This is a genomic window from Verticiella alkaliphila (assembly GCF_018904615.1).
GTDB lineage: Bacteria > Pseudomonadota > Gammaproteobacteria > Burkholderiales > Burkholderiaceae_B > Verticiella > Verticiella alkaliphila.
In genome coordinates this window covers 55,071-67,554 of record NZ_JADCNH010000012.1, presented here as the reverse complement: position 1 = coordinate 67,554, position 12,484 = coordinate 55,071, and the positions used below count along the sequence as shown (strand labels likewise).

Below are 12,484 nucleotides of genomic sequence, written 5' to 3'. Positions count from 1 at the left end.
CCATGGCATTCATCCCCTACGTCGCCATTCTCGTCATTCTCGGCGGCATTCTGGCGAGCGCGATTCGCGTGCTGCGCGAGTACGAGCGCGGCGTGGTGTTCACGCTGGGCCGCTTCTCCGGGGTCAAGGGCCCAGGCCTGATCCTGCTGGTGCCGTTCGTCCAGCAGATGGTGCGCGTGGACCTGCGCACGCTGGTGCTCGACGTGCCCAGCCAGGACGTGATATCGCGCGACAACGTGTCCGTCAAGGTCAATGCGGTGCTGTACTTTCGCGTCGTGGACGCCGACAAGGCCGTGATCGCCGTCGAGAACTTCATGGAGGCCACGAGCCAGCTCGCCCAGACGACGCTGCGCTCGGTGCTGGGCAAGCACGACCTGGACGAGATGCTCTCCGAGCGCGACAAGCTCAACGACGATCTGCGCGGCATCCTGGATGCCCAGACGGACGCCTGGGGCATCAAGGTGGCCAACGTCGAGATCAAGCACGTGGACATCGACGAGAGCATGGTGCGCGCCATCGCACGCCAGGCCGAAGCCGAGCGTAACCGCCGCGCGCGCATCATCAATGCCGAGGGCGAACAGCAGGCCGCTGAACGTCTGGTCGAGGCTGCCACGATGCTCTCGAAGGAGCCGGCCGCCATGCAGCTGCGCTACCTGTCGACCCTCAACGACATCGCCAACGACCGGTCCTCGACCATCGTGTTCCCGATGCCGATCGATTTCTTGAAGGGCTTGCTGGACGGCAGTGCCCGTCCAGCAGCCTCTCCCGTTCCGGGCCCTGCGCCCGTCCAAGCGGCGCGCAACGACGCCGCGTAGTGCTCGCCCCGGCGACGCCGGGTTTCCAGGAGAAGCAACCATGAAGCGTTTCGAGGGGAAGGTCGCAGTGGTCACGGGCGCCGGCTCCGGCATTGGCGAGGCCGTCGTGCGTCGCCTGGCTGACGAAGGCGCATCCATCATCCTGGCAGGACGCCATGCCGACAAGCTGCAGCGGGTGGCCGACAGCCTGCCGATCCGCCATCAAGGTCTGGTGAAAGTCACCGACGTGTCGGTGCGCGCCGATGTCGACGCGCTCATCGACTTCGCCGTCGCCCAGGGTGGCGGACTAGACGTCCTGGTGAATGCGGCTGGCGTGGCCACGGAAGGCTCAGTCACGGAAACCGCGCCGGACGAGTGGCACCGCATCTTCGCGACCAACGTCGATGGGATCTTCCACACCTGTCGCGCAGCCCTGCCCTACCTCAAGACGCGGCGCGGCTGCATCGTCAACGTGGCATCCGTGTCCGGTCTGGGCGGCGACTGGGGCATGCTGGCCTACAACGCCTCCAAGGGCGCCGTCGTGAACCTGACGCGCGCCATGGCGATGGACCATGCGCTGGACGGGGTGCGCGTCAACGCGGTGTGCCCAAGCTTCACCCTGACGCCGATGACCGAGGACATGCAGGACGACCAGGATGTGCTCGCGCGCTTTGCCGAACGCATCCCGATGGGGCGGCCCGCCGAGGCGTCCGAGATCGCATCCGTCGTGGCCTTCCTCGCCAGCGCCGATGCCGGCTTCGTCACCGGCATCAACATGCCCGTGGACGGCGGTCTGTCCGCCTCCAACGGGCAACCGCGGATGTGAGGCAACGCTAGGCGGCTGCCACGCCGCCTGACGCCTGCCGGCCTGCGTGCCAGCAGCGTATAGTGGCCTGTCCGAGACATGCCCGATAACGACAATGACTGGCTTTCGATTCTGTCCGCACTGCGCGGGCGAGCTACAGCAAGAGGACCACGGCGGCTTTGCCCGTGGCGTCTGCCGCGAGGATGGCTGCGGCTACATCCACTGGGACAATCCGACGCCGGTGGTGGCCGCCGTCGTGGAGTATGACGGCGGGCTGATCCTCGCGCGCAATGCGGCCTGGGCCCCGGGCCGCTTCGCGCTGGTGACGGGCTTTCTGGAGCGCCACGAAGACCCGGCCGAGGCCGTGTTGCGCGAGGTGGAGGAAGAGCTTGGGCTGCGCGCCGTGCAGCCGCCCACCTTCATCGGTCACTACCCGTTCGAACGGATGAACCAGCTCATCATCGCCTACCACGTGAAGGCCGAAGGCGAGGTGGTGCTCAACGAAGAGCTGGCCGAGTGGCGCTATGTGCGCATGGACCGCGCCAAGTACTGGCCCGCGGCAACCGGCCTGGCCCTGCGCGACTGGCTGCGGGGCCAGGGCTTCGACCCGCAGGAATCCGCGCTGCCGCCGGCGCGACCGGAATAATTCTGCTGCCGGGCGGCGCCAAGGCAGGCGCGCCCGGCGTGTTCTGACTAGCGATCCCAGGGCGGTACGTCGCCCAGCTCCTTCTGGATCCAGCTGATCACCGCCTGGATGCGCGGCACGCCCACCCGGTGCGAAGGCACCAGTGCCTTGAGCCAACGCTCGCGCAACGGATGCGTACGCATGAGCGGCACGAGCATGCCGTAATCGATCGCCTGCCGCGCCAGATAGGTCGGCAGGATGGCGATGCCGTTGCCTGCGCGGGCGCTGGACAGCAGCATGTAGTTGTCGTTGGCGAGCAGGCGCGGCTGCACCTCGACGCTCACCGGGCCTTGCGCGCCGTCGAAGTGCCAGGTCGTGCCCGATGGCGCGAAGATGAGGCAGTCATGATCGGCCAGCTCGCGTGGATGCGTGGGCGCGCCGCGTTGCCGCACGTAGGCGGGCGACGCACAGATGACCTGGCGCAGCGGGCAGAGGGCAATGTCAGTGACCCCTTCGTAGGTGGCGTCTCGCCCGGCAATGGCGATGTCGACGCGCTCTTCGACGGGGTTCACGGGCCGGTCCACGAGCAGCACGTCCAGCGTCACGCGTTCGTGTCGCGACTGGAACTCGGCCAGCATGCCACCAAGGAAAGCCACGGCCACGGAGGTGGGGATCTTGAGCCGGATACCCCCTTGCAGGCTACCGGCCTCGCCGCTCAGCGAGCCCGCGAGCTCATCGAACTGCGAGAGCAACGTGCCGGCACGCGACTGCAGCCGCCGGCCCTGATCCGTGAGGATCATCTTGCGCGTGCTGCGCTCGAACAAAGGCGCGCCGAGTTCCCATTCCAGCTGCGCAATTCGCTTGGAAACGACCGAGGGCACCGTGTTGAGCTGCCGTGCGGCGCGGGAGAAATTGCCCTCGCGCGCGGTCGTCATGAAGGCCCGTAGATTGAGCAGAGTATCCATGAGAAATGAGAGGATGTGTCGCCTGCAACATTGGTAACACGCGAAAACTGCTCTGCCAATATAGCGGAAATCTCGCGGATTCTCGCAGCTAATATGCTCTGATTTGCGAACAATGCAAGATCGTTCTTGATCGTTGCTACGAAAACTACGGAGTTCAGAATGTCCACGACTGCCATCGTTCAGGAACCGCCCCGCGACACGCCGGTATTGGGCGAGTTCGACGTCGTCGTGCTGGGCGGGGGCCCGCCGGGATGAGTGCTGCGGTGGCGGCGGCGCGCGCAGGTTGCCGCACGCTCATGATCGAGCGCTACGGCTTCATGGGCGGCATGGGCACGGCGGCCGGCGTCACCAACTTCTGCGGTCTTCACGCCAATGTGTTCGGCAGCCATCAGCGCGTGGTGGCGGGCGTCGGCGGTGAGCTGGTGGACCGCATCGGCGCCCTGGGCGGCCTGGCCACGCCCCACATTCTCTTCGGCGGCAAGATCGCCGCGCAGGCCTACGACACGGCGGCCTACAAGCTCGCTGCCGATACGCTCGTCGTCGACAGCGGCGCGCAGATCCTCTTCCATGCCTATGCGGTGGGCGTGCAGATGGACGACGAGGCCCGCATCCGCGCCCTCTTCGTCGAAACCAAGTCAGGTCGGCACGCCGTGCTCGGCCGGATCTTCATCGATGCCTCGGGCGATGGCGACCTCGCGGCAGCCGCGGGAGCCCCGTTCGAGAAGGGCGATGGCGACGGCGGCATGCTCTATCCCTCGACGATGTTTCGCGTGAACGGCGTGGACGCCGCGCGCGCAGGCGATGCGTGGAACCACTTCGGCGCATGGATGGAGAAGGCCGAGGCCGAAGGCCACCGCTTCGCGCGCAAGACACCCATCATCCGTCCGCAGAAGAACCCGGCCGAATGGCGGGCCAATGTCACGCAGCTCAGCAACGCCGATGGCTCGGCGATCGACGGCACCGATGCCTGGCAACTGTCAGCCGGTGAGCTGCAGGGGCGTCGGCAGATCGCGGACTTCTATCAGTTCCTGCGTGCCTACGCGCCGGGCTTCGAGCAATCCTATCTGCTCGAGATCGCGCCGCAGGTGGGGATCCGCGAGACGCGCCGCGTGGTAGGCGAGTACCAGCTCACGGAAGACGACGTGCTCGGCTGCGTGGACTTTGCCGACACCATCGGCGTGAACGGCTGGCCGATCGAAGCGCACGTTGCCGGCAACGTGGTGTTCAAGTTTGCCGACGTGCCGAACGTGCGCGGCTACAACCAGCTGCCGCTGCGCATGATCCTGCCGCAACGCGTGGACAACCTGCTCGTGGCCGGGCGTTGCGCCTCGATGACGCACATGGGCCAATCGGCGGCGCGTGTGACGGGCGCCTGCTTCGTCATGGGCGAAGCGGCAGGTACCGCGGCCGCGCAGGCCTTGCGTCATGGTCAGCGTGTGCGCGACGTCGACGTGGCCCTGCTGCAAGCCACGTTGCAGGCAAACGGTGCCTTCCTCGGCCTGCCAGGCGACGAGGGCCAGCCGATCGGCTGAGCGCCGTGCCGCCCTACCGCACCACCGCGGCCATGGCGGCCAGGACGCAGACCAGCACCAGGGCGGACACGGCCGCGAAGCGGCCGTTCTGCCGGATGCCGTACTCCACAAGGCCGATGCCCGCATAGCGGCTCGCCGTCATGTTCGTCATTGAGAACGGCGCCACGATCGTGGCGAGGCACCAGCCGGTGAGCAAGGTGCAGACATGGATGAGCGGTGGCAGATTCAGCGCCGCCGGGCTGAATGTCGACGCGAGCAGGACAGCCGAGAGCACGGGATGCACGCCCACGAGCGATAGCGTCATGATGCTGGCGATCAGCGCCAGGATGGCCGGCAACGCATAGCCTGCCATCATGCCGGCCACCGCGCCGATCCACTCGCGCGGAATGGTGTCGGCGATCACGGTGCCACCGCAGCCCGCCGCCATGAAGAGGAGCACTTCCGGGGCGAAGATCCGCAGATCGCGCGCATCGGCCAGCACGCGGCGCGCGGCCAGCTTCGGGGTGCGGCCAGCCCCGGCGAAGCGGTAGTGCAGGCCGAGCGCCACCAGGGGAGCCAGCATCGAGATGCCTGCCGAGACGGGCAGATGGAGCCATCCTGCGAGGCACATCACCGCGATGAAGAACACCACCATGGCGAGGAGAAACACCGCCGACGCCCGTAACACGCCGGGTGGTGCCGGCGGGGGCGGCGCGTCCGGGCCGGCCGCGCGCAACAGGCGACGATCCACCACCATGCTCAGGACAATGATGGACGCAGCCAGCGCCAGACCGACGGGCAGCACCTGGCCCCAGCGCAGCTGCGGATACAGAGCCAACAGAATCACCATGTTGCCGAAGGTGGGGCTCCACAGCGTGGCCGACGAGAAGCTGCGGCTCACCACCGTGAACATCGCCAGGCGCTGCGCCTCGTTGGCATGGGCCCCGCGCTGGGCCACCCCCAGCAGCAGGTGGACGCCCGCAAAGCCCAGCATGCAGGGCAGCACCTGCCCCGCCACCGCGAGCAGCACGTAGCGCCGGCGATAGCCCTGCTGCAGCAGGTGATCCGAGAGCGTGCCCAGCGCCGGGCTGTGGCGGGCCGCGCGGGCGAGCAGCGACACGCAGGCCATCACCGAGGAAATCATGGCGCCGATGTAGAGCCCGCGCTCCAGACTGTGCAGCCCCGCGCCGCCCAGCGGCCAGACGACGATGGCAATGGCCGTGAGCACCAGGGCCACTCGCCGGATGCCGCGTGGCACGGCATCGCGCTCGGCCCAGACGAACGCCCCGGCCGCGAACGCAATGCCCCAGAAGAGCCAGCGTGGCCCACCGAGCAGGTGCCAGAGGTTGAGGACGACGAGCGCTGCCATGAGGGCGGGGCTCAACGCCGCCCACCGTCTACTGCCTGCTTGCCCGTCCACCATGACCGCCTGTCGTATCACCAACCCGACATGTTACTCCCGGGGCGCCCGGCCACTCGAGCCGGGGCGCATCACCCCGCCTGCGGCACGCCCAGGCAGTTCTCCACCTTCCAGCCGTACAGCCACTGCAGGGCATCGTAGAACTTGTCCTGCGTGCGGCCCGCCCACAGCTGGTTGCGCACGAGGCGCTCCACGCCGGCGGCGTGGTAGATGCGGCCCATTTCGCGCGTGGACCACACGACGCGGGCGGTGCGGGGGATGCGCGCGGCTTCGTAGCGCCGGAAGGCCTCGACGAAGTCGCCCTGCGCCACGCGCACGGCTTCGCCCAGGGTGACGGCATCCTCGAGCGCCATGCAGGCGCCCTGGGCCATGTACTGCGTCATGGGGTGGGCGGCATCGCCCAGCACGGTGACGTTGCCTTCGCTCCAGTGGTCGACCGGCTCGCGATCGGCCGTGGCCCAGCGCTTCCAGGAAGTGGGCCGATGCAGCATCTGGTGCGGGCGGGGATGCACACCCTGGAAGTAGGACAGGACCTCTTCCTTGCTGCCTTCGCGCACGCCCCATTCTTCCTTCTCGCGGCTGTGGAAGGTGACGACGAGGTTGTACTGCTGGCCGCCGCGCAAGGGATAGTGCACCAGGTGACAGTGGGGGCCTGCCCACACCACGGGCGCATTGATCTGCAGCTCCTCGGGCATGTTCTCGACGTCCACCACGGCACGATAGACGACGTGGCCGGTGACGCGCACGGGATCGCCAATCAGCTGCTGGCGAATGGCCGACTTCACGCCATCCGCACCGATGAGCGCATCGGCGCGATAGCGGTTGCCCTGGGTGTCGATGACTTCCACGTGGCGGCCATCCCGCACGTAGCCCTTGACCACGGTGGAGGTGCGGAACTGGATTCGAGGATGCTTCTCGACCGCTTCGAGAATGGAGAGGTGAATGTCGGCCCGGTGGATCACGCCGTACGGGTTGCCGAAGCGGGCGCGGAACGCATCGCCCACTTCCACCCGCGCCACTTCGGTGGCGTCCACGGCATCCATGAGCAGGAGGCGATCGGTGAACACCGACCGGTTGCGCGCGGCCTCGCCGACACCTAACGCATCGAGCGCCGCGTAGGCGTTGGCGCCCAGCTGGATGCCCGCGCCGATCTCGCCGATGGTCGCCGCCTGTTCCAGCAGCTCGACCGCCACGCCCTGGCGTGCCAAGGCGAGCGCCGCGGCCAAGCCACCGATCCCTCCGCCGACGACGATGACCGAAGGTTGATCCGAGGGAGTAGGCATGACGTATTCCTTGACGTTCGAGGCGGGGCACGCGGCCCGGCCGAGGAGGCAGTCCGTGGGCGAGGACGCCACGGCCTGCCGGATGCTGCAGGCCACGGCTGCGCACGCCACGGCAATTGATACAGGCCGCGGAACAAGACTCGCCGCGGCCGGACGGCTTATTGCACCTGGATGTTCAGCGACTTGATGAGCGGCTGCCAGCGGCCCAGCTCTTCGTCCATGTAGGCGGCGAACTCGGCGGGCGTGCTGCCGACCGGATCCATGAATTGGCCCTGAAGGCGGCGGGCGACCTCCGGGTCCTTCACGGCGGCGATGAGCGCGTCTGAGAGCTTCTTCTGCACGTCGGCGTCCAGGCCGGCGGGCGCCACGAACCCGATCCAGGCCGAGCCCTCGATGCCGGGCACGCCGACTTCGGCGAGGGTCGGGATGTCCGGCAACTGGGCCGAGCGCTGCGAGGACGTGACGGCCAGCGCCTTCAGGCGGCCATCCTTGACCATGGGCATCACGGCAATGGGCGGCAGGGCCGCGAACTGCGTGTCGCCGGAGAGCACCGAGGTGAGCGCCGCAGGCGAAGACGGATAGGGCACGTGGACGGCCTTGGCGCCGATGCGCTGCAGGAGCAGCTCCACGGCCAGATGCGAGACGGTGCCGGCACCCGGGGACGGGAAGTTGTAGCTGTCGTTGCTCTTCTTCAGGGCCTCGAGCAGCTGATTGATGTCATTGATGCCCGACTTGGCCGGCACGACCAGCACGTTGGGCTGGTGCACCGCCAGCGTGAGCGGCACGAGATCCTTCTTCGGATCGTAGGGCAGGTTGCTGAAGAGCAGTGTGTTGTTCACCAGCGGGCCGGTGATCGACACGCCGAAGGTGTAGCCATCCGGCTTGGCCGAGGCGATGGCATAGGTGCCGATGTTGCCGCTGGCCCCGGGGCGGTTCTCCACCACCACGGTCTGGCCGAGCAGGCTCGCGGCCTTCTCACCGACGATGCGAGCGACCTGGTCGGGGCTGGAACCCGGACCGAAGGGCACCACCAGCTTGAACGGCTGGCTGGGCCACGCCTGCGCGATGGCACCGCTCAGAGGAAGCGCCACCATCACGATGGCGCCCAGGCTGCGACGCCACAGCGACTTGCTCGACGACTGACTCATTCGGTGTCTCCTAACCTTTTCATGTTCTTGAAATACAGCTGCTCATTGGCAATGAACGCCGCCACCATGCAGCGGTAGGTGGCATCGACGACGCCTTCGAAATTCTCGAAGCCGCGGTCGTGGCGGGCGGCCAGGGCCTGCACCTTGGCGAACACCTCGGCCTGACGGGCCGGCGCGCTCACCTGGAAGGCGTCGGCCTTGAAGCGCGCCGCATCCTTCACGTACATCGCGCGCTCTGCCATCAGGCGCACGATCTCGTCATCCAGACGATCGATGTTGGCCCGCACCTGGGCCAACGTGTCGCACAACGGCTGATACGCCGGGTCGATGTAGGCTCGCAGCGGCTGGCCACGGGTATCGGGCTCGCGACCCGTCGTATCAGACATGGCGATCCTCGGCGTCAGGCGTAGTCGGGCTGGGCCGACGGCGCCGCCTTCTGGAAGGCAGGCTGGCCTTCGCAATGGCGATACACCGCCATCACGCGCGGGAAGGCCGAGACGTCGCACTTCATGCGCATCGCATTGGCCACCTGCGGCACCAGGCAGCAATCGGCCAGTGACGGTGCTTCGCCAAAGCAATACGGCCCGCTGCCATGGCGCTCGAGCAGACGCTCGACCGCGGCCAGCCCCTCGGCGATCCAGTGGGCATACCAGCCGTTCTTGGCCTCGTCGCTCACGCCGAGGTCATTGACCAGATAGCGCAGGATGCGCAGGTTGTTGACGGGGTGGATGTCGCACGAGATCGCGTAGGACACTTCCAGGACGCGGGCCCGCAGCGCGGGATCGGCCGGGATGAGCTTGACGCCCGGGTACGCGGCATCGAGGTAGTCGATGATCGCGAGCGACTGGCCCAGGCGCACCTCGCCATCCTCCAGCAGCGGCACGTTGGCCGAGGGATTCAGGTCGATGAACTCGGGCGTGCGGTGCGCGAGCTTGCGGATATCCACCGGCACGTACTCGTACGGCAGACCCTTGATCGCAAGCGCGATACGGACCCGGTACGAGGTCGAGCTGTTGAAGAAACTGTGCAGTTTCATGGTAGCCACCGGCTTACTTCATCTTGACGGACAGACCGCCGAGGCCGGCCACGCCGCCTTCCATCAGATCGCCCGGCTTGACGGCGCCGACGCCTTCCGGGGTGCCGGTATAGATGAGGTCGCCGGCTTCCAGGCGGAAGTACTTCGACAGGTAGGCGATGGTCTCGGCCACCGACCAAATCAGGGCCTTGGTGGTGCTGCGCTGTTTGTCGGCACCATTGACCTTCAGGAAGATCTCGGCGTCATCGAGCTGGCCCGTCTGCGCGGCCGGGTAGATCGGGCCAATGGGCGCGCTCTGGTCGAAGGCCTTGCCGAGTTCCCACGGACGGCCGACTTCGCGCATCTGGATCTGCAGATCGCGGCGGGTCATGTCCAGGCCCACGGCATAGCCGAAGACGTGTTCCAGGGCCTTGTCCTGTTCGATCTCGAAGCCGCCCTTGCCGATCGCCACGACGAGTTCGATCTCGTAATGCAGATTGGACGTCTGGCTCGGATAGGCGAGATCCAGCGTGCTGCCTTCGGCCACGGGTACGACGGCATCGGCGGGCTTGCAGAAGAAGAACGGCGGTTCGCGATCGGGATCGAAGCCCATTTCGCGCGCATGCGCCGCGTAGTTGCGGCCCACGCAGTAGACACGGCGCACGGGGAACTGGGCGTCGCTGCCGACGACGGGAACGCCCACGGGAGGGGCGGGCTGGAAGACGTAGCTCATGGAAGTCCTTTCAGAAAGTCGATTACAGGCGCTCTTCGCGCAACAGGTTGAGTGCGGCTTGCACCGGCCGGTCAGAGTAGCTGAACAGCACCGCATCTTCCATGGCGCCCAATTCGAGCGGGGCCCACGGCGGGACGACGAAGATGTCGCGCGGGCCGAAATGGAAGGACTGTTCGCCGACCCGAGCCACCCCCGTGCCTTCGACGACGCTGAAGATGGTGCCATCCGTGCTGCGGTGCGGCCGCCCCTGGAAACCCTTGGGCAGCAGCTGCATGAAGGTGGCCATGGTGGGCATCGGCCAGCCGCCGGTGGCGGGATTGACGTAGCGCAGCTTCACGCCGTCCCAGGCGTCGAGTTCGCCGTGACGCGCGAGCTGGTCGAGCGCTTCGCGGCTGCGCACATAGGGGTAGTTGAAGATGGGGGACGATGCGCGGCTCGCCTGGTGGCGCACCGGCAGCATGTTGTAACCAAAGCGCGCGAAGCTGTCGCCCTCGTTGCGGGTGACCGGCTGCACGGCCTGCGGGTAGTTCTCGGCGAAGCCCGCATCCAGGCTGCGGATCAGGGGGATGTCCAGGCCGTCCAGCCAGATGACGGGCTCGCCGCCATCGGCCTCGGTGGGATTGCCGTGATCGTGCCAGGTCCAGGAGGGCGTGATGATGAAGTCGCCGGGGTGCATGGTGGTGCGCTCGCCATCCACCGCCGTGTAGGCGCCCTTGCCTTCGACGATGAAGCGCAGCGCGGACTGGGTGTGGCGGTGGCTCGGGGCGACCTCGCCCGGCAGGATCAGTTGCAGGCCCGCATAGAGCGTCTGCGTGATGCTGGCCTGACCGGTGAGGCCGGGATTCTCCAGGATCAGCACGCGGCGCACGGCCTCCTCGGCCGAGATCAGCGAACCCGACTTCATCACGTCGGCGCGCAGGTCGTCGTATTTCCAGAACGCGGGCAGGCAACGTGGCGCCGGCTGACGGGGGACCAGCGAATGCAGCGATTCCCAGAGGGGCGCGAGATGCTTGCGAGCAATGCTGTCGTAGTACTCGGCACGCTCGGCCGAGGGCTGGGAAGCGGACATGGCAGTCTCCGGATCGGGACCGGGGCAGCGAATCGCCGACCACGGCGGCCCCGCATTCAAGGCACGGTGGCTCTGATCCGGAGTTTGCGCGTCATGCCATGCTTTTCAAAATGACTTTATCGTATCATCCATACATAAACGAATATACCTTGGGTGAGACGATGGACTGGACGCACCGACTGCGCCTGCGCAACCTGCGCATGCTGCTGAGCCTGGCCCAGACGCGCAACATCAGCCACTCGGCCGCCGCGCTCAATACGACCCAGCCAGGGCTCTCCAAGTGGCTCAAGGATCTGGAGGACGACATCGGCCTCCCGTTGTTCGAGCGCCATGCGCGCGGTCTGCGCCCCACGCCCTACGGCGAAGTGCTGATCGACCATGCCCGACGCATGGATGCCCAGCTCGAGCGTGCCGCCGAGGACATGGCCGCCTTGCGCGAGGGTGGGAGCGGGCGCGTGGTGATCGGCGCCTCCGGCGCCTCGGCCTCGGACACCGTGCCGCTGGCGGTGCTGCAACTGCTGGAACGCATGCCGCAGGCGCGCATCAAGCTCGTCGAGAACACGATGGATGCGCTCATGGTCAAGCTCGGCCAGGGCGAACTCGATATCGTGGTGGGTCGCTCCGCGCCTGAGCATCTGGATCCCGGCCTGCGCCACGAGACGCTCTACATGGAGCCCTTGCACATGGTGGCCCGGCCCCGGCATCCGCTCCTGTCGCAGCAAAGCCTGGCCTGGTCGGATCTGCTGGCTTACCGCTGGCTGCTGTGGCCCAAAGGCACGCCGATCCGCACCTCGCTCGAGGCCGCGCTGGAATCCGCCGGTCTGACCGTGCCCACCGACCACATCGAGTCCAACTCGGTCACGATCAATCTCACGCTCCTCAACACCACGGACATGATCGGGGTGGCCTCGCACCGCTCGGCCCTGCGGCTCTCGCACATGAACACGCTGCGGCTTCTGCCGATCCGGCTGCCGGGTTTCGGATCCGTGGCGATGTACTGGCGTCACGCCGAACTCTCCGGCAACGCGGCTGTGAGCACCGCCCTGGACTGCCTGCGCGCCGTCAGCGCGAACGCATCGCCACCCTGACCAAATCAATTCAATAAAAGTATCGGTC

Annotated in this window: 12 protein-coding genes and 1 pseudogene; 5 read left to right on the top strand and 8 right to left on the bottom strand. The window is 67.1% G+C overall.

What is annotated here, in order from left to right; translation table 11 throughout:
* Positions 1-2 precede the first annotated feature (2 nt).
* From IMZ29_RS10260 to IMZ29_RS10250, 3 genes are all read left to right on the top strand, one after another.
* A complete protein-coding gene (locus IMZ29_RS10260) occupies positions 3-815 on the top strand; it encodes a slipin family protein (protein WP_216183398.1) in 813 nt (270 codons plus the stop codon).
* 40 nt (positions 816-855) lie between these two features.
* Positions 856-1,620, top strand: a complete 765-nt coding sequence (gene budC, locus IMZ29_RS10255) for a meso-2,3-butanediol dehydrogenase (RefSeq protein ID WP_216183396.1) — start codon at positions 856-858, stop codon at positions 1,618-1,620.
* Positions 1,621-1,714: 94 nt separating this feature from the next.
* Positions 1,715-2,245 (top strand): NUDIX domain-containing protein, encoded by a 531-nt coding sequence (locus IMZ29_RS10250; RefSeq protein WP_216183394.1) that lies wholly within the window; start codon positions 1,715-1,717, stop codon positions 2,243-2,245.
* 47 nt (positions 2,246-2,292) lie between these two features.
* Here IMZ29_RS10250 and IMZ29_RS10245 read toward each other — a convergent pair whose 3' ends face one another.
* A complete protein-coding gene (locus IMZ29_RS10245; RefSeq protein ID WP_216183392.1) occupies positions 2,293-3,189 on the bottom strand; it encodes a LysR family transcriptional regulator in 897 nt (298 codons plus the stop codon).
* A 159-nt stretch (positions 3,190-3,348) separates the two neighbouring features.
* Between IMZ29_RS10245 and IMZ29_RS10240 the strand changes: the two are divergent.
* Positions 3,349-4,721 (top strand): annotated as a pseudogene (locus IMZ29_RS10240) (FAD-dependent oxidoreductase).
* Positions 4,722-4,734: 13 nt separating this feature from the next.
* Here IMZ29_RS10240 and IMZ29_RS10235 read toward each other — a convergent pair.
* The 7 genes from IMZ29_RS10235 to gtdA all read right to left on the bottom strand — a co-directional run bounded on the left by IMZ29_RS10235 (position 4,735) and on the right by gtdA (position 11,368).
* The gene (locus tag IMZ29_RS10235) at positions 4,735-6,069 is read right to left on the bottom strand and encodes a hypothetical protein (RefSeq protein WP_216183391.1); all 1,335 of its coding nucleotides are present in this window, start codon (positions 6,067-6,069) and stop codon (positions 4,735-4,737) included.
* 122 nt (positions 6,070-6,191) lie between these two features.
* Positions 6,192-7,403, bottom strand: a complete 1,212-nt coding sequence (locus IMZ29_RS10230; protein WP_216183389.1) for a 3-hydroxybenzoate 6-monooxygenase — start codon at positions 7,401-7,403, stop codon at positions 6,192-6,194.
* 158 nt (positions 7,404-7,561) lie between these two features.
* Complete coding sequence (locus IMZ29_RS10225; protein WP_216183387.1) at positions 7,562-8,551, bottom strand: Bug family tripartite tricarboxylate transporter substrate binding protein; 990 nt, start codon at positions 8,549-8,551, stop codon at positions 7,562-7,564.
* Positions 8,548-8,937 carry a chorismate mutase gene (locus IMZ29_RS10220; RefSeq protein ID WP_216183385.1) on the bottom strand — a complete coding sequence of 130 codons (390 nt, stop codon included), beginning with the start codon at positions 8,935-8,937 and terminating at the stop codon, positions 8,548-8,550. The genes IMZ29_RS10225 and IMZ29_RS10220 overlap by 4 nt, the downstream gene beginning before the upstream one ends.
* 14 nt (positions 8,938-8,951) lie before the next feature.
* On the bottom strand, positions 8,952-9,587 hold the full coding sequence (gene maiA / locus IMZ29_RS10215) for a maleylacetoacetate isomerase (RefSeq protein ID WP_216183383.1): 636 nt from the start codon (positions 9,585-9,587) through the stop codon (positions 8,952-8,954).
* Positions 9,588-9,600: 13 nt separating this feature from the next.
* The gene (locus tag IMZ29_RS10210; protein ID WP_216183381.1) at positions 9,601-10,299 is read right to left on the bottom strand and encodes a fumarylacetoacetate hydrolase family protein; all 699 of its coding nucleotides are present in this window, start codon (positions 10,297-10,299) and stop codon (positions 9,601-9,603) included.
* Positions 10,300-10,321: 22 nt separating this feature from the next.
* Positions 10,322-11,368, bottom strand: a complete 1,047-nt coding sequence (gene gtdA, locus IMZ29_RS10205) for a gentisate 1,2-dioxygenase (protein ID WP_216183379.1) — start codon at positions 11,366-11,368, stop codon at positions 10,322-10,324.
* Between the two features lie 161 nt (positions 11,369-11,529).
* Between gtdA and IMZ29_RS10200 the strand changes: the two genes are divergently transcribed.
* Complete coding sequence (locus IMZ29_RS10200) at positions 11,530-12,456, top strand: LysR family transcriptional regulator (protein ID WP_216183471.1); 927 nt, start codon at positions 11,530-11,532, stop codon at positions 12,454-12,456.
* The last annotated feature ends 28 nt before the right edge of the window (positions 12,457-12,484 follow it).